The sequence below is a fragment of the Corynebacterium jeikeium genome, from assembly GCF_000738175.1.
Taxonomy (GTDB): domain Bacteria; phylum Actinomycetota; class Actinomycetes; order Mycobacteriales; family Mycobacteriaceae; genus Corynebacterium; species Corynebacterium jeikeium_C.
This window is the reverse complement of sequence record NZ_JFCH01000052.1, coordinates 1-17,479: the sequence shown is the minus strand read 5'-3', so window position 1 is coordinate 17,479 and position 17,479 is coordinate 1. Positions and strand designations below refer to the sequence as shown.

The following is a 17,479-nucleotide window of genomic DNA, read 5'->3' as shown; positions in this document are numbered from 1 at the left end:
TGTGTGGATGCTTGCTAATGGGCGGATGATCACTTCTGTGTGGTTGTTTGTGTGTTGTGGGTGTTCAGTGTTGTTTGAGAACTGTATAGTGGACGCGAGTATCTTCTTTTTTGTGATTTTTGTTTGAAATCATTGTTGTTCACGCGCTGGCTGCATGGATGTTTTGTTTGTGTGGTTGGTGTGTGGGTGTCTTAGTATTTGTGTGTTGTCTGTGAAGGGCGCACGGTGGATGCCTTGGGCATGATAAGCCGATGAAGGACGTGGAAGGCCGCGATAGTCCTCGGGGAGTTGTCAATCGAGCGTTGATCCGAGGGTGTCCGAATGGGGAAACCTGGCCACAGTTGTGTGTGGTCGCTGCATGGATGAATTCATAGTTTGTGTGGTGGTAACGCGGGGAAGTGAAACATCTTAGTACCCGTAGGAGAAGAAAATAATAATGATTCTGCTAGTAGCGGCGAGCGAACGTGGATTTTGGCTAAACTGCATGCGTGTGATACCTGGCAGGGGTTGCGTGTGTGGGGTTGTGGGGTTGTGTTGTGCGGTGCTGCCATGCCGTGCCCTGGTGTCATGTGTTAGCGGAAGTGGTTTGGAATGGCCTGCCGTAGACGGTGAGAGTCCGGTACGTGAAAGCATGTGGTGTTGGGGTTGACATGATGTACCCGAGTAGCAGCGGGCTCGTGGAATCTGCTGTGAATCTGCCGGGACCGCCCGGTAAGCCTGAATACTTATTGTGACCGATAGTGTATGAGTACCGTGAGGGAATGGTGAAAAGTACCCCGGGAGGGGAGTGAAATAGTACCTGAAACCGTGTGCCTACAAGCCGTCAGAGCCTTTTAGAGGGTGATGGCGTGCCTTTTGAAGAATGAGCCTGCGAGTCAGCGGCATGTCGCGAGGTTAACCCGTGTTGTGGGGTAGCCGTAGGGAAACCGAATCCTAATGAGGGTGTTTTTAGTGGCGTGTCCTGGACCCGAAGCGGGGTGATCTACCCATGGCCAGTGTGAAGCAGCTGTAAGAGGCTGTGGAGGCGCGAACCCACTTAGGTTGAAAACTGAGGGGATGAGTTGTGGGTAGGGGTGAAAGGCCAATCAAACTCCGTGATAGCTGGTTCTCCCCGAAATGCATTTAGGTGCAGCGTCGTGTGTTTCTTGCCGGAGGTAGAGCTACTGGTTGGTTGAGCGGGACTATCATCTTAGCGACGTCAGCCAAACTCCGAATGCCGGTAAGTCAGAATGCGGCAGTGAGACTGCGGGGGATAAGCTTCGTTAGTCGAGAGGGAAACAGCCCAGATCGCCGGTTAAGGCCCCTAAGAGTGTGCTAAGTGGAAAAGGATGTGGGATCGCGAAGACAGCCAGGAGGTTGGCTTAGAAGCAGCCATCCTTGAAAGAGTGCGTAATAGCTCACTGGTCGAGTGGTTCTGCGCCGACAATGTAGTGGGGCTCAAGTACACCGCCGAAACCGCGGAACTCAATCTTTTGGTTGGGTTGGTAGGGGAGCGTCGTGTGATCGTGGAAGCTGCCGGGTGACCGTGTGGTGGAGGTTATGCGAGTGAGAATGCAGGCATGAGTAGCGAATGATGCGTGTGAAACGTATCCGCCGGATGACTAAGGGTTCCTGGGTCAAGCTAATCTTCCCAGGGTGAGTCGGGTCCTAAGGCGAGGCCGACAGGCGTAGTCGATGGTTAACGGGTTGATATTCCCGTACCCGTGTGTGTGCGACCAATGGTGAATCAGTGATACTAACCACCCTGAAGCGTGTCACATGCACTTTGTGTGTGTGGTGTGTGGATGCGTGGGACCTGATCTGGTAGTAGCCAAGCGATGGGGTGACGCAGGAAGGTAGCCAAGCCACTGATTGGATTGTGGTGTAAGCGTGTGGCCCGCAGGATTAGGTAAATCCGTCCTGCATGTGGGTGAGGCGTGATGCGTACCCGTTGTGGGGATGTTGGTGATCCTATGCTGTCGAGAAAAGCCTCTAGTGAGTGCATGTACGGCCCGTACCGTAAACCGACACAGGTGGTCAGGTAGAGAATACTAAGGCGTTCGGGTGAACTGTGGTTAAGGAATTCGGCAAAATGGCCCCGTAACTTCGGGAGAAGGGGTGCCACTGCTGGTGAACGACGTGTTGAGCTGGTGGTGGTCGCAGAGAATAGAGGGAAGCGACTGTTTACTAAAAACACAGGTCCGTGCGAAGACGGGTAAGTCGATGTATACGGACTGACGCCTGCCCGGTGCTGGAAGGTTAAGAGGACCTGTTAGGACTTTTGTCCGAAGCGGAGAATTTAAGCCCCAGTAAACGGCGGTGGTAACTATAACCATCCTAAGGTAGCGAAATTCCTTGTCGGGTAAGTTCCGACCTGCACGAATGGCGTAACGACTTCCCTGCTGTCTCAACCACAGGCCCGGTGAAATTGCAGTACGAGTAAAGATGCTCGTTACGCGCGGCAGGACGAAAAGACCCCGGGACCTTCACTATAGCTTGGTATTGGTGTTCGGTTCGGTTTGTGTAGGATAGGTGGGAGACTGTGAAGCGGCTACGCTAGTGGTTGTGGAGTCGTTGGTGAAATACCACTCTGATCGGATTGGGCATCTGAACCTCGGCCCGTGATCCGGGTTAGGGACAGTGCCTGGTGGGTAGTTTAACTGGGGCGGTTGCCTCCCAAAGTGTAACGGAGGCGCCCAAAGGTTCCCTCAGCCTGGTTGGCAATCAGGTGTTGAGTGTAAGTGCACAAGGGAGCTTGACTGTGAGACTGACAGGTCGAGCAGGTACGAAAGTAGGGACTAGTGATCCGGCACCGGCTTGTGGAAGCGGTGTCGCTCAACGGATAAAAGGTACCCCGGGGATAACAGGCTGATCTTCCCCAAGAGTCCATATCGACGGGATGGTTTGGCACCTCGATGTCGGCTCGTCGCATCCTGGGGCTGGAGTAGGTCCCAAGGGTTGGGCTGTTCGCCCATTAAAGCGGCACGCGAGCTGGGTTTAGAACGTCGTGAGACAGTTCGGTCTCTATCCGCCGTGCGCGTTGAAACTTGTAGAAGGCTGTCCCTAGTACGAGAGGACCGGGACGGACATACCTCTGGTGGGCCAGTTGTCACGCCCGTGGCATGGCTGGTTGGCTACGTATGGGAGGGATAACCGCTGAAAGCATCTAAGCGGGAAGCCTGTTCTGAGATGAGGTTTCTTTTGAGGTTCCCTGTAGATTATGGGGTTGATAGGCCGGATCTGGAAGTCATGTGAGTGATGGAGGTGACCGGTACTAATTAGCCGATGTTCAACACATTATTTGTGTGCTAGGGTTTTGATTTCTTGTCGCATTGTGAGTGTGCTCGCGTCTGTTATGCAGTGTCTGGAACGGCACGACACACCAGCAAACCGGTGGGTTTGGTTGGGTGTGTGTTTTGTTCTGATTATTGGTTTGTCGGTGGTTGTTAGCGGTGGGGTCACGCCCGGTCCCTTTCCGAACCCGGAAGCTAAGCCTACCTGCGCTGATGGTACTGCACCTGGGAGGGTGTGGGAGAGTAAGTCACCGCCGGCACTAAAACTAGATAATGAGGCTCGGAGCCTTTCCTTAGTTGGAAAGTGCTCCGAGCCTTTTTGCGTTCGCTCGCATAGTCTCCCGGGGTGAAACGCCGACGCATATAATTGGGTTGTCTAAATAGATGCTTAACGACGAACCATTTTGGCTATTAAACCCCACAAACAGTGGATAGCTACCGGACTACTTGGGAGCAACGCTGATGAAGCACTCTGAGAACAAACAATTGGACAGCGCCGCACGCGCCGTAGATGTACGGAAGATCTATGGTCACGGAGAGACCGAAGTAAAAGCGCTCGACGGTATCTCCATCGACTTCCACGACGGGCAGTTCACTGCGATCATGGGGCCTAGTGGTTCCGGCAAATCTACTCTCATGCACTGCATGGCAGGCCTCGATTCCATCACAAGTGGAAAGGCCTACATCGGAGACACCGACATCTCCACGCTTAACGACAAGCAGACCACGACCCTGCGGCGTGACCGCCTGGGCTTTATCTTCCAATCTTTCAACCTGGTTCCTACCCTCACTGCCAAAGAGAACATCACTCTGCCGTTGGACATCGCCGGCCGCAAAGTGAACCAAGAGTGGTTCGACGAGGTCGTCGTACGCCTCGGCCTCAAGGACCGCCTAGACCACCGACCGTCCGAACTCTCGGGTGGCCAACAACAGCGCGTCGCCTGCGCACGCGCCCTGGTCTCCCAGCCCGAGATCATCTTCGGCGACGAGCCGACCGGCAACTTGGATTCCAACAGCTCCGCAGAAGTCCTTAGCATCCTGCGCAACGCCGTGGACAAGGACAATCAGACTGTCGTCATCGTCACCCACGACCCGAAAGCTGCCTCGTATGCAGACAGGGTGGTTTTCCTCGCCGACGGACGAATCGCAGACGAGCTTGAAAAGCCGGACGTAGACGCCATCCTCGGGGTCATGGGCAAGCTGGAGGAGCACTAGTCATGCCCAACGCTACTCGTAGCCAGAAACATGGTGGCTCAACCGATGCCGGCAAGTCCAACAGCAGCCACGCACGTGCCGTCGCGAAGGTCTCCTACCGCAGCGTGCTGGCAAACAAGGTACGCTTCCTGCTGACCATCATCGCAGTGGTGTTGGGAACCGCGTTTATCTCCGGTTCCTCCATGTTCACCGACATGATGCAGAAGTCCTTCGACGGGGTATTCGAAAACGTTTATTCCGCTGTAGATGTCGAAGTAACGCAGAAGGATCCGACCAAGCCGATCACGCAGGAAACACGAAGCAAGTTAGAGGACAACGAGGATGTCAAAAGCGTTGCCATGGCATCCGAAACCATTGCCGTCATCGCCAAGGACGGTAAGCAGCTGAGTACCGGTGGTGCTCCCTCGGTGCTGTTTCCCAACGACACCGGCGAAAACGCACCCGGCCCCACCATCACCGTGGCCGATGGTCGCGAGCCGAAGGGCGAGAAAGAGGCGATGATCAACACCGATGCTGCCGAGAAGCACGGCGTGCATATCGGTGACACTCTGAAAGCCATCGACGTCCGCGACAGCCATGACTACAAGATCGTCGGAATCTACGACACTGACTTTTCCGTGGGCGGCTACCTCGGCCTGGCGCTTGACACTGATGTCTATATCGACCGCTATACCAACGGAACCTTCCCCGACGGTTTTTGGCTGTCCGCTATCGACGGCGTGACCGCGGAGCAGCTTAAGGACTCTGTCCAGGAAGAATTCCCGGAACTCAAGGTCGTCACCGGCGACTCGATCGTCGAGCAAGCCACCAAGGAGATCCAGGACGGCCTCAGCTTCGTCAACTACTTCCTGCTGGCCTTCGCCCTCGTCAGCCTGCTGGTGGGCGCGTTCATCATCGCCAATACTTTCTCCATGGTCGTCGCCCAGCGCATGCGGGAGTTCGCCCTGCTGCGCTCCCTGGGCGCCTCCCGCAGCCAGCTGACGACCTCGGTTGTCTTCGAGGCCGTTCTGGTTGGCCTCGTCGGTTCGGCGTTGGGCATCGTGGCCGGAATGGGCCTTGCCAAGGGCATCTTCGCAATCATGGACATGGCCGGGTTCGGCCTGCCGAGTACTGGGCTCAGCCTCACCCCGCAAGCGGTGATCCTGCCCCTCGTCATCGGTGTGCTCATCACCGTGGTTTCCGCATGGTCGCCGGCGCGCCGTGCCGGTCGCGTGCACCCGGTCGAGGCGATGCGTTCGGGCGATGTCTCAAGCTCGTCGCCCCTGAAGCTGCGCACCATCGCCGGCGCCATCGTCTTCCTACTTGGCGTCGTTGCCGCGATTGCCGCTCTTGTTCTTAAGGACGCCGATACGGGTGCTCGGGCGAGCATCTTGGGTGTCGGTTCGCTGTTGGTGATTGTCGGTACTTTCCTGGTCTCTCCAGCGCTATCCATTCCAATCGTCCCGGCACTGGGGCGCGTCTTGGGCGCTCCATTTGGGGCGATTGGAAAGTTGGCGTCCACAAACTCGCGCAGGAACCCGCGACGCACCGCAACAACAGCGTTTGCCCTGACCTTGGGCGTGGCGCTGGTGGCGGCGTTCGGCATGGTCGGCGCGACGATGAAGAACGCCATGGAGGACATGATTGGCGACACGGTGAAGTCCGACCTGGTGGTCAGTGGTCCGCAGAACCAGGGTTTCCCACTGCCGCAGGGCGTGGAGAAGGCCGTGGACGAAGCCAACGGTGTGAGCTCGCACTCCACCCTGGGGGTGGCGCCTGTCAGCGTGGGCAAGCCCATGGCCGAAAGCAACGTGACGTACGCGGGAATGTATGCGTTCTACTTCAAGGGGCCGCTCGGTAAGTCCATGGGGCTGAAGTCCCTGGGCGAGGAGCTGAAGTCCGACGAGCCGGGCTTCTACGCCTCCGAGGGTAAGGCCAAGGCCATGAAGTGGAAGGTCGGCGACGAGGTGCCGATGTACCGCGTTGGTCAGGGCGAAATGGGCAAGATCAAGCTGCTGGGTATCTACACCGAGCCGCTGCAGTCGCAGACGCTGCTCAACGAGGCCGCGCTGAAGCCCTATATGGGGCAGGGCAAGCCCCTCGACGAGACTGAGGACCTGAGCATCTTGCAGATTCTCGTCCACGGCGATGGGAACATCAGCGAAAAGGATCTGAAGGACAACGTGAGCAAAGCCGTGGAGCCGTTCATCGTGGCCGACGTGCTTACCCCCACCGAGTACGCGGGTACCGTCTCCAGCGGCATCGACCAGATGCTAATGATCCTCAACGCCATGCTGGCGCTGTCGATCCTGGTGGCGATCCTGGGCATCATCAATACCTTGGCACTGAACGTGATCGAACGTCGGCAGGAGATCGGCATGCTGCGCGCAGTGGGCATGTTCCGCAGGCAGGTACGCCGCATGATCACTCTCGAGGCTGTACAGATCGCAATCTATGGCGCGCTAGTGGGCGTGCTCATCGGCGTGGGGCTGGGTTGGGTCTTCGTGAAGGTGCTGGCCTCCGAAGGTTTGGATAGCGCGGTCCTGCCGTGGCAGCTGCTGGTTGGCATGATTGTGGGCTCCGGCATCGTGGGCGTGCTGGCCGCGTTGTGGCCGGCGCACAAGGCGGCGAAGACCTCCCCGCTGGAGGCGATTGCCGACTAAAGCGGGAACCTTGTCCGGCGTCGAAACTACAATGGCTAACCATGAGCGAGCAGACCCCGAACTCCGACATTGTTAACCTGCCCGGTACTGGCGTCGACGTGCAGGCTGGCGTGGAACCGCTGAGCGCCCAGCAGCAGCTGGAGCAGCTCAACAACTTCTTTGAGGATAATTATCCGGAGATCTTCAGCTCCCTCGTCAACGACGAGGGGATTCCCTACAAGGATCAGTCTTGCCCCGTCCCCGCGGAGCTGGTGGACGAGACGGAGCGCATGTGGGCACGTGTGCCCGACCTGCTGGCGCATAGCAGCTTGCTGGTCCTGGGCGCGGGGCTGGACCACCGCATGCCGCACGTCGCCTTTACCTCCCAGGTGCGGGCCGAACCTTGGACATCGCAGTACTCCGCGCTGCCGGATGGGGTTGTTGGAACGGTATTGACGCCCCCTGATCCCACCGGGGCCGTAGCCGTCAGCCTGCACGGGGGACCGGGCTGGTTCGGTGACGGTGCAAGCCATGACCAGTTCTGGCTTCCCCTCTTCGCTGCGCTCGCGGAGCGTTCCGGGGTGACCATTGTGGATCTGACGTATCCGCTGCCCGGCTACGGATCCTGGGACTTGACGCAGCAGGACGTGGCGGAAGCAGTCGCGCAGGTCAAGGCGGAGCTGGCGCCGAAGGCTTTCGGTCTGGTCGTATTCGGCAGTGGGCTGGTGGCCGCGGGGCAGGTAGTGGGGACGGTAACGAGTTCGGCTCTGGGGCTGGATTTTAAGCTGGATTTCCTGGCGGCGCTCAGCCCGCGAATCCCGGAGGGGTTCGCGGTGGATATTGCAGGGGTGCCCACGGCAGTCTCCCTTGCGAGATTCGACAGTCGGGGAACCGCGGGTGGCGTCATTAAGAAGTACTTCGAGGAAAGCGACCCCGAGGTGCAGTTTTATGAGTGCGACAGTGAGCACATCATTGCTGCTCCCGCGGTGTGGCGGCAGCGGGTGGACGACTTGGCGGATTGGCTGCGGAAGGTAGTTGCGGATTGTTGAACAACATTCTAAAGTGATACAAATCACTCATAGAAAGGCGCCGACATGTCGAATACAGACGAGTACGAGGGCGGCACGCCCGCAGCCAGCACACCCGCAGACAGCACGCCCGTAGGCGGCAAGCCCGAAGCTGCCCGCGCGGCTACATTCACAGCGTCGCTGGGCGCAATGTTCCTCATGGCCACCAGTGCCATTGGCCCGGGATTCATCACCCAAACCACCGTGTTCACGGTGGAGATGGGCGCGGCATTCGCGTTTGCAATCCTCGTTTCGATCCTGGTGGACATCGCCATTCAGCTGAACGTTTGGCGCGTGCTGGGTGTATCCGGCAAGCGTGCCAACGAGTTGGGCAATGAGGTTCTGCCGGGGCTCGGCTGGGTCATGGCAGCGTTCGTGTTCATCGGCGGGCTGATCTTCAACATTGGCAATATCGGCGGAACGGGCCTGGGTGTCAACGCGATGCTCGGCTGGGATCCACTGCTAGGCGGCGGGTTGTCCGCAGCGATCGCCATTTTTATCTTCCTGTCGAAGCGCGCGGGCATGGCACTGGACCGCATTGTCGTCGGCCTGGGTGCCATCATGATCCTGCTGATGATCTACGTCGCAGTCGTTTCCGCACCACCGCTGGGTGAGGCCTTGAAGAACACCGTGGCGCCGAGCGAGGTGGACTTCCTGGTGATCACCACCCTCATCGGCGGTACCGTCGGCGGCTACATCACCTTCGCGGGTGCGCACCGCATGATTGATTCCGGGCAGACTGGCGTGCAGAACGTCAACACGATCACCAAGGTTTCGGTCTCTGGCATCATCATGACCGGCATTATGCGCGCACTGCTGTTCCTGGCGATCCTGGGCGTGGTCGCTTCGGGCGTGACGCTGGCCGGAGACAACATGGCCGCAGACGCATTCCGTCACGCCGCCGGCGACATCGGCGTGCGCTTCTTCGGTGTGGTGCTATGGGCCGCAGGTCTGACCTCTGTGGTGGGTGCTTCCTACACCTCCCTGACCTTCGTTACCCCGCAGTCGATGAAGAAGTCCACCTTCAATTGGCTGGTCGTGGCCTTCATCGCCGTGTGTGCTGTGATCTACCTGATCCTGAACCAGGCTCCGCAGAAGCTGCTGATCTTCGCCGGTGCTTTCAATGGCCTGATCCTACCGATCGGCTTCGCTGTCGTTCTGTGGGTGGCCTGGCGCCGCCGCGACCTGCTGCAGAACTACAAGTACCCAACCTGGCTGCTCATCCTTGGCTTCGTGACCTGGCTGCTGACGCTGTACCTGGGCTGGAACTCTATGAGCAAGCTGCCGGGCATCTGGGCGTAAGAAGAATCAGGGCATAGGGCACAAGGCCCAAGAAAGGAAAGGGAGCCGCGGAGATGCCAGACAACATTGCACGACAGGAAGTTGTGGAGCAGGAGCACCAGGAGAACCCGGGCACGCTCTCGCCACAGCAGGCGCGTCAGATCTTCCGCGGCGGCACTGTGGCCCACACCTCGGGCTACTCGCGGGGTTATGCGCAGGCGAACCTGATCACCCTGCCCCAAGAGCAAGCATTCGACTTCCTGCTGTTTGCCCAGCGCAACCCGAAACCATGCCCGCTGCTCGGCGTGCTGGAAGCCGGACAGGTTTCCTCCGAGCTGCTGGCAGACGGGGACATCCGCAGCGATATTCCGCTGTACCGCGTGTACCGCAACGGCCAGCTGGACCGCGAGGTTCCGGACGTGCGCGACGTGTGGCGCGACGATCTAGTCAGCTTCATCATCGGCTGCTCCTTTACCTTCGAGACCGCGCTGCTGGATAACGGCGTGCCAGTGGAGCACATCGCCCAGGGTAAGAACGTGCCCATGTATCGCACGAACATCCCCACCCACCCCGCCGGGGTGTTCTCCGGCCCGATGGTCGTCTCCATGCGCCCCATCCCCGCCGCCCAAGTAGCCGATGCAGTGCGGATTACCTCCCGCTACCCGGCGGTGCATGGCGCCCCTGTGCACGTGGGCGATCCCGCGGCCATTGGCATCCAGGACGTGAACAGCCCCGATTTCGGCGAGGCCGTGGACATCCCCGCCGGCACGATCCCCGTGTTCTGGGCCTGCGGAGTGACCCCGCAATCGGTGGTGATGGAATCCAAGCCAGAATTTGCGATCTGCCACGCGCCAGGGCACATGCTGATCACCGACGCGCGCGACCTGCAGTACCAGGTGCCCTGAGTCCGCGCCTCTGATCCCGCACCCCGGGCGGGTCACGCTAGCCGAAGTAGCGCTCGATGTTATCGGTCGTGCGCTGCAGGAACCCGGCCAGCTGGTTAGCCGCCAACTCCCAGCGTTGCTCCGCGATTAGGTCCGTCACCGTGCGGTTCTGTGCAATGAACTCCACATGGAACTGGTGGTTTAGCCGGTTGGCGCGGGCGAAACCCAGGCGCATCTGCGCCAAAATGCGATCCATCGAGTGATTCAACCCCGCCGACCCAGCGCTGGCGACAATAGCGCGGTGAAAATCCTGATTCGCATCCGCAATCGCGCGGATGTCCTCCTCGCTGGCGTTCGAACCGGCGGAATCCCGCAGTTTTTCTGCGCTGGCGACGATCCCATCCAACTCGTCCAGCCCTTCCCGTCGGCCCCACAACAGAGCCCCCGGCTCTAACACCATGCGGGCGGCGTACATGTCGGCCAAGTCCTCGCGAGTGGGCTCCGCGATAAAAACACCCCGGTTGGGGATCCGCTCCAGCAGCCCCTCCGAAACCAAGGTGGCGAAAGCCTCCCGCAAAGTGTTGCGGGAGATCCCCAGCGACTGGGCCACGTTCACCTCATTGAGCTTCTCGCCCGGTAGATAGGCGCCGGAGGCGATGCCGTCAAGGAGAGCTGAATGCGCGATGGCCGACTGGGAGTGCATAGCAGTACAGCTTATTACGCAATGTGCCCCAGTGCGTCACCCTTCGACACATTGTCGCCCGGATTCAGCTGCGCCAGCGTGATGGTGCCGGCGGACTTGGCCTCCACCGTGGATTCCATCTTCATGGCCTCGATAGTGGCGATCGGCTGGCCGACCTCCACGGAATCGCCATCGGCGACCTGCCACTTCACCAGCACACCGGTGTACGGGCACACCACGGCGTTAGCGTCGGTGCTGCCACCGGCGGAGCTACCCGCCGAGGCGTCCGCGCCGGAGTTACCAGCGGCCGCGCTGGAACCGGTCGCGGGGGAGGCCGAGGTGGCGTCCGCACCAGAAGAACCAGCGGCGGCAACACCGAAGGAAGAAGGAAGGCTCACGCGGTGCAGGCGGCCGTCGATCTCCACGGTAAGAGTGGTGCGCTCGGTGTAGGCATCCTCGACGTCCTCCGGGGAAGAACCGGCATATCCTGCGCCAATGCCCGGCTCGTACTCCTTATCCACCCAGTCGGTGTAGACGTGCAGATCGTCGCCGCAGAAGGCGGGGTGGGTGACGATGTCCTTGTGGAACGGCAGTACGGTGCGCACACCCTGGATGCGCATCTCGGCGAGGGCAGCCTGGGCGCGGCGCAGGGCAACCTCGCGGTTCGGGCCCTTGACGATCAGCTTGGCCATCAGGGAATCGTAGAAACCGGGGATCGTAGAGCCAGAACGCACGCCCGCGTCCACACGGATGCCGGGGCCCGTCGGAACCTCGAACTGGGTGACGGTGCCAGGGGAGGGGACGAAGCCATTGGCGGCGTCCTCCGCGTTGATGCGGAACTCGAAGGCGTGGCCGTCGCTGACCGGATCCTCATCGAAGCTCAGCGGCAGGCAGGCGGCGATGCGGAACTGCTCACCGACGATGTCCACGCCCGTCACAGCCTCGGTGACCGGGTGCTCGACCTGCACGCGGGTGTTGACCTCCAGGAAGCTGACGGTGCCGTCCTCGGCGACGATGAACTCCACCGTGCCCGCGCCCGTATAGTTCGCAGCCTGGCAGATGGAGCGGGAGCCCTCGATGATGTCGGTGCGCTGCTTATCCGTCAGGAACGGCGCCGGGGCCTCCTCGACGAGCTTCTGGAAGCGGCGCTGCACCGAGCAATCGCGCGTGCCAACAACGCGTACGTTGCCGTGCGTATCGGCCAGCACCTGCGCCTCCACGTGGCGGGGCTTGGTCAGGAACTTCTCCACGTAGCACTCGCCACGGCCAAACGCTGCCTTGGCCTCGCGACCTGCGGACTCGAAGGCGGCCTCGATGTCGTTGTAGTCGTGCACGACCTTCAGGCCACGGCCGCCGCCGCCGAATGCAGCCTTGATGGCAATGGGCATACCGTGTTCGTCGGCGAAATCGCGGGCCTGCTCCCAGTTCGGAATCGGATCCGGGGTGCCGGGTGCTAGCGGGGCGCCGACCTCAGTGGCCAGGGCGCGGGCGGCAACCTTATTGCCCAGAGTCTCGATGGCTTCCGGCGCAGGGCCGACCCAGGTCAAGCCCGCCTCCGCGACAGCGCGGGCGAAGTCCGCATTCTCGGAAAGGAAGCCGTAGCCGGGGTGCACGCAGTCCGCGCCGGCGCGCAGGGCGATATCCAGCAGGGCCGGGATGTTCATGTATGTCTCGGCGGCGGTGTTGCCGGGCAGGGTGTAGGCCTCGTCGGCGATCTTCGCGTGCAGGTTGTCCACGTCCGCCTCGGAGACGACGGCGATGGAGCGGATGCCGAGGTCCCGGGCGGCGCGGGCGATGCGAATGGCGATCTCGCCGCGGTTGGCGATGAGGACGGTCTGTAGCGGGAAGTTCTCTTGGCTCATGGGTTCGTTCCTTGTTGGTCTTGTCGTCTTGTAGTCTTTGACGTCGTTGTTCTGGCCGTATTTAAGTGTTGTGTCGGGTTGTACTACTTAGCTTGGGGCGTGCCCGCTCGCGATGCATTGCCAGCGCTTGCCTGCTGTGCGAAGTCGATCAGCTCGAAGCGCACCGTGTCTCCCGGTGCCAGCTGGCCGGCCTTGTCTAGGTCTTTGTCGATGACGGTGGCGATCACGGGGTAGCCGCCGGTTACCGGGTGGTCTGCCAGGAACACCACGGGCAATCCATTCGGCGGAACCTGAATGCTGCCGCTGACCATGCCCTCACTTGCTAGCTCGCCGTCGTGGCTGCGCTGCAAAGGCTCAGGCGCTGTGTCTTCTGTGCCCTCGCTGCCGTCGGCGCTCTCCGCCAGCGCCAGCCGCAGCCCCACACGGTTCGACTGCCCAGTCACGGTCCATTCGATCTCGGTGAATCGCTGCACCTCTGCCTTGCCGAACCAGTCGTCGCGCGGTCCGGCCACACAGCGCAGCACGTTTGTGCCGTCAAAGGGGTTGGTGGTCGCGGTGCCGACGGAAGCTCGGGCGGTGCGGCGCCCGGCCTTCAACACGTCGCCGGTGGCCACGGGCTCTGGGCCCAGGCCTGAGAGGATGTCGGTGGAGTTGGAGCCCAGAACCTCGTCCGTCAACAGTCCGCCGCGCACGGCCACGTAGTTGCGTAGCCCGTTGCCCGCCCCGCCGACGGGTTCTACCTTCAGCGTCTGCCCAGCTTTCACTTCCACCGGTGCACCCAGTTCGAAGGTGCGCCGGCCGATCGATACGCTCGCCCGCGCGCCGGTCACGCACACTGCGGTATCCACCAGTGCCTCCAGTTCAATGCCGCCGATGCTCTCCAGCACAGTTGCACTCGAGGCGTTGCCGACTACGTCGTTCGCCGCCCAAGCGCTCGCTCGATCGATTGCGCCGGAACCGTTCACGCCGATGTCGCCGTGGCCGGCACGTCCCGTGTCCTGAAACAGGGTCTGCAGCCCTGCGTCCAAGACCTTTACGCTCGGCCGGACAGGGACGATAGGTTTCTTGTCTTGTGACGCCCCCACGCGCGCGCCGGCCGTGGCCTCCTCTGCGGAGCCAGCCTCAACGCTGATGGATTCGCGTACCTGGCGATAGCGCACAGTATCGCCCGGCTGCAGCAGCGCGGGCTGCTCAGCATTCGTATCCCACATTGGCTGCGTGGTGTGACCCAGCAGCTGCCAGCCGCCGGGAGAGGTGCGGGGATAGACGGCGGAGAACTGTCCGGCCAAGCCCACCGCACCGGCCGGAACGGCAGTGCGCGGAGAGCTGCGGCGGGCTACATCCCAGGTGTAGGACTGGTCGCCTGCAGCCGGCACGCAGTAGGTAAAGCCCGGGGCGAAGCCACCGAAGGCCGCCAACCACTGCTGCTGGGTGTGGCGGGTGATGAGCTCCTCGGTGGAGATGCCCATCAGCTCCGCGACATCCGCCAGATCCTCGCCGTCGTAGACGACGTCGATGGTGACTTCCCGCGGGTTGGCCTTCGTAGAGCTCTGCGGGTGGAATTCCCGCAGGGTGTTCAAGCCGGTGATGGCGGAGGTGTGGGCGTCAAAACAAACAAGTACAGTGCGCGCCGCGGCGATGGCCTCGACCTGACCGGGCAAGGGGCTGGCTACGAGCGAGGCGTGCCAGGACATCACTGTGTCCAGGTCGGGTAGGTCTACGATGACGGCGCGGGTGCCGACGGGGGAAACGGTGTGGCTCACAGGAAGCTCCCGATGGTGATGTTGTTGGACTGCAGTTCGGCGGCGATGCGCTCTGCCATGGCGACCGCGCCGGGGGAATCGCCGTGGACACACACGGAATCGGCGGCGGTGCGGATGGTGGAGCCGTCGATGGCTTCGATCGTGCCTTCCTCGGCCATGCGCACCACGCGGCGGGCAACGACCTCCGGGTCGTGCAGAACGGCACCGTTCTCGCGGCGGGAAACCAGCGTGCCGTCCGGGTTGTAAGCGCGGTCGGCGAAGACCTCGTTGATCACGCGCAGGCCGGCCTTCTCCGCGTAGTTGGCGGCAACCGCGCCGGGCAGCAGCATCACGGGTAGGTCCGCCCCGAAGGCTTTGATGCCCTCGATGACGGCCTTGGCCTGGGCCTCGTTGTGGACGATCGTGTTGTACATCGCGCCGTGGGGCTTGACGTAGCGCACCTGCGTGCCGCGCGCCTTAGCCAGCGCGTTGAGGGCGCCGATCTGGTAGAGAACTTCGTCTGCCAGCTCGGCGGGGGAGTAGTCGATGAAACGGCGGCCGAAACCAGCCTGGTCGTTGTAGCCGACGTGCGCGCCGACGGAGACGTTGTTCTCCGCTGCGGCGGCCAGGGTGTTGGAGATCGCGTGGGCATCGCCGGCGTGGAAGCCGCAGGCGACGTTTGCGCTGGAGACGATGGCTACCATTGCGGCGTCGTCGCTGACGGGGTTGCCGCCGGTCGTTTCTCCGAGGTCGGCGTTCAGGTCGATGGAAAGCGGACTGCGGGTGGTGGACATGCGATCGACTCCTTGCGTGGCCGGGGAGTGCGGGGAGCCGCACTTCCGGCCGGATTGTTCAACAATGTGCGTGCCAGTTTAGTGACCTACACAACCATTGTGAAATCAATCACCCACTTGTTGCAACGGTGACCTGCGTTATTTTTTATCCCGCTTGTCCCTGTTGTCCTGCTTAGCCTTCTTGGCGTCAGCCTTGCCCGCAGCCTTAGTGCCAGCCTGGGTGCCGTCTTCCAGGATGTACACGCTGCGGTTGGCCTGCTTGGCCTTGTCCACTTGGTCCAGCAGACCCTCCAGGCGATTCCACAGGTTCGTGCCGATCGCCCGCTCCGCGCGCTTCCACACCTTTGCATCCCCAGTGCCCCACGCCACCGGCATGGGAGAGATCTCCTCGTACACCTTCGGGCCGCGCGTCGGCCGGTAGCCGGTTACGGCCATGGACGGCACTCGCGCACCGACCTCGCGGGGAACACCCGGCACAGAGGTCACCGTGCGGTACGCCAGGGCGGGAACGGTCTTCGCTGGCTCGATAGAGGCGTCCACAAGCATCAGCAGCACCATGTCGCGCGCATTGACCTCCGCGATCATCGCCGGGGCCAGCTGGTACATGTCGAAGTACTGCTGCGGCGTGCCCATCTTGCGCGGCAGCACCGGAATCAGGATCAGGCACAGTAGCGCGAACACACCCAGCGCGAAGCTAATCGCTAGAGCCCACCACTGAAAGCCCGCGGTGATCAGCAGCACGGCCACGATCACTGCCAGGACGGCGGCCAGCACGCCCGCCGAAACCTGCATACGCTTCGCATCGCGCAGGAACTCGTTGTGCTTGCGGGCGTACTCCTCGTCGACGTCGAAGTGGAAGTCAACCTGCATCGGTTGCTGGGCGGCGGACATGGGGCTCCTTAAAACAGAGGATCGGTCTCAGAAGATTCTAAAGGTCGAAAGAGTCGACGATGCGGTAGCCGTAGCCCTGCTCAGCCAGGAAACGCTGGCGGTGCGCGGCATAATCTGCGTCTAGTGTGTCACGCGCGACGATGGAGTAGAAAAACGCCCCGCCTCCGTCCGGCTTCGGGCGCAGAATACGGCCCAGCCGCTGAGCCTCCTCCTGCCGCGAGCCGAACGTGCCGGAGATCTGGATGGCCACGGACGCGCCGGGCAGGTCGATGCTAAAGTTCGCCACCTTGGAAACCACCAGCGTCTTCAGTTCGCCATCGCGGAACTGCTGGTACAGCTTCTCGCGCTTGGCGTTGCCGGTCTTGCCGTCGATGACGGGCACGTCCAGCTCCTCGGCGATCTCCTCCAGCTGGTCGATGTACGCGCCGATGATGAGCGTCGGCTCGTCCGGGTGCATCTCCATGATCTTGCGCACTACCTTCGTTTTAGTCGGGGTGGTGGCGGCCAGTCGGTATTTGTCGGATTGCTCGGCGGTGGCGTAAACCATCCGCTCGGCCTCGGTTAGCTGCACGCGCACCTCGGTGCAGTCCGCCGGGGCGATCCAGCCCTGCGATTCGATGTCCTTCCATGGGGCGTCATAGCGCTTCGGCCCGATCAGGCTGAATACGTCGCCTTCGCGGCCGTCCTCGCGCACTAGGGTGGCGGTGAGCCCCAGACGGCGGCGAGACTGCAGGTCGGAGGTCATGCGGAACACCGGGGCAGGCAGCAGGTGAACCTCGTCGTAAATGATTAAGCCCCAGTCGCGGGAGTCGAACAGCTCCAGCGCCCGGTATTCGCCCTTCGACTTGCGCGTGACCACTTGGTAGGTGGCGATGGTCACGGGGCGGATCTCCTTCTTCTCTCCGGAGTATTCGCCGATTTCATCCTCCGTCAGGGAGGTGCGGCGCACTAGCTCGTCCTTCCACTGCCTGCCCGCGACGGTGTTCGTCACCAGGATCAGGGTGGTGGCCTTTGCCTTGGCCATCGAGGCCGCGCCGACCATCGTCTTTCCCGCACCACACGGCAGCACTACCACGCCCGAGCCGCCTTCCCAGAAGCTATCGGCCGCCATCTCCTGGTAGTCGCGCAGCTGCCATTCTTCGTGTTCCTGCGACAGCTCGATGGGGTG

At 61.5% G+C, this 17,479-nt stretch carries 11 protein-coding genes and 2 rRNA genes; 7 read left to right on the top strand and 6 right to left on the bottom strand.

The window, feature by feature from the left end; translation table 11 throughout:
• Nucleotides 1–201: 201 nt before the first annotated feature.
• From JQ46_RS08210 to JQ46_RS08180, 7 genes are all read left to right on the top strand, one after another.
• Nucleotides 202–3,278 (top strand): 23S ribosomal RNA (locus tag JQ46_RS08210).
• 136 nt (nucleotides 3,279–3,414) lie between these two features.
• Nucleotides 3,415–3,532 (top strand): 5S ribosomal RNA (rrf, locus tag JQ46_RS08205).
• Between the two features lie 202 nt (nucleotides 3,533–3,734).
• The gene (locus tag JQ46_RS08200) at nucleotides 3,735–4,487 is read left to right on the top strand and encodes an ABC transporter ATP-binding protein (RefSeq protein ID WP_034987149.1); all 753 of its coding nucleotides are present in this window, start codon (nucleotides 3,735–3,737) and stop codon (nucleotides 4,485–4,487) included.
• Between the two features lie 2 nt (nucleotides 4,488–4,489).
• Entirely contained in the window at nucleotides 4,490–7,129 is a 2,640-nt protein-coding gene (locus JQ46_RS08195) for an ABC transporter permease (protein WP_034987147.1), read from the top strand.
• A 41-nt stretch (nucleotides 7,130–7,170) separates the two neighbouring features.
• On the top strand, nucleotides 7,171–8,157 hold the full coding sequence (locus JQ46_RS08190; RefSeq protein WP_034987145.1) for a hypothetical protein: 987 nt from the start codon (nucleotides 7,171–7,173) through the stop codon (nucleotides 8,155–8,157).
• 45 nt (nucleotides 8,158–8,202) lie between these two features.
• A complete protein-coding gene (locus JQ46_RS08185) occupies nucleotides 8,203–9,477 on the top strand; it encodes an NRAMP family divalent metal transporter (RefSeq protein ID WP_034987144.1) in 1,275 nt (424 codons plus the stop codon).
• Between the two features lie 53 nt (nucleotides 9,478–9,530).
• Entirely contained in the window at nucleotides 9,531–10,361 is an 831-nt protein-coding gene (locus JQ46_RS08180) for a putative hydro-lyase (protein ID WP_051876305.1), read from the top strand.
• Between the two features lie 37 nt (nucleotides 10,362–10,398).
• Here JQ46_RS08180 and JQ46_RS08175 read toward each other — a convergent pair whose 3' ends face one another.
• From JQ46_RS08175 to JQ46_RS08150, 6 genes are all read right to left on the bottom strand, one after another.
• Entirely contained in the window at nucleotides 10,399–11,043 is a 645-nt protein-coding gene (locus JQ46_RS08175) for a GntR family transcriptional regulator (RefSeq protein ID WP_034987142.1), read from the bottom strand.
• Nucleotides 11,044–11,057: 14 nt separating this feature from the next.
• Nucleotides 11,058–12,884, bottom strand: coding sequence for an acetyl/propionyl/methylcrotonyl-CoA carboxylase subunit alpha (locus JQ46_RS08170; protein WP_034987140.1), 1,827 nt, complete (start codon nucleotides 12,882–12,884; stop codon nucleotides 11,058–11,060).
• Between the two features lie 83 nt (nucleotides 12,885–12,967).
• Complete coding sequence (locus JQ46_RS08165; protein WP_034987138.1) at nucleotides 12,968–14,647, bottom strand: carboxyltransferase domain-containing protein; 1,680 nt, start codon at nucleotides 14,645–14,647, stop codon at nucleotides 12,968–12,970.
• Nucleotides 14,644–15,420: a LamB/YcsF family protein gene (locus tag JQ46_RS08160; RefSeq protein WP_034987136.1), complete on the bottom strand. Its 777-nt coding sequence runs from the start codon at nucleotides 15,418–15,420 to the stop codon at nucleotides 14,644–14,646. The genes JQ46_RS08165 and JQ46_RS08160 overlap by 4 nt, the downstream gene beginning before the upstream one ends.
• A 138-nt stretch (nucleotides 15,421–15,558) precedes the next feature.
• Entirely contained in the window at nucleotides 15,559–16,311 is a 753-nt protein-coding gene (locus JQ46_RS08155) for a DUF3239 domain-containing protein (RefSeq protein ID WP_034987133.1), read from the bottom strand.
• Between the two features lie 37 nt (nucleotides 16,312–16,348).
• Nucleotides 16,349–17,479 (bottom strand): DNA repair helicase XPB (locus tag JQ46_RS08150; RefSeq protein WP_034987131.1); only part of this gene is annotated, 1,131 nt, incomplete at its 5' end.

Bases quoted from the DNA above. Each gene is read 5' to 3' on its own strand.
- JQ46_RS08200 (WP_034987149.1), top strand. From the start codon at position 3,735: ATGAAGCACTCTGAGAACAAACAATTGGACAGCGCCGCACGCGCCGTA.
- JQ46_RS08195 (WP_034987147.1), top strand. From the start codon at position 4,490: ATGCCCAACGCTACTCGTAGCCAGAAACATGGTGGCTCAACCGATGCC.
- JQ46_RS08190 (WP_034987145.1), top strand. From the start codon at position 7,171: ATGAGCGAGCAGACCCCGAACTCCGACATTGTTAACCTGCCCGGTACT.
- JQ46_RS08185 (WP_034987144.1), top strand. From the start codon at position 8,203: ATGTCGAATACAGACGAGTACGAGGGCGGCACGCCCGCAGCCAGCACA.
- JQ46_RS08180 (WP_051876305.1), top strand. From the start codon at position 9,531: ATGCCAGACAACATTGCACGACAGGAAGTTGTGGAGCAGGAGCACCAG.
- JQ46_RS08175 (WP_034987142.1), bottom strand. From the start codon at position 11,043: ATGCACTCCCAGTCGGCCATCGCGCATTCAGCTCTCCTTGACGGCATC.
- JQ46_RS08170 (WP_034987140.1), bottom strand. From the start codon at position 12,884: ATGAGCCAAGAGAACTTCCCGCTACAGACCGTCCTCATCGCCAACCGC.
- JQ46_RS08160 (WP_034987136.1), bottom strand. From the start codon at position 15,420: ATGTCCACCACCCGCAGTCCGCTTTCCATCGACCTGAACGCCGACCTC.
- JQ46_RS08155 (WP_034987133.1), bottom strand. From the start codon at position 16,311: ATGTCCGCCGCCCAGCAACCGATGCAGGTTGACTTCCACTTCGACGTC.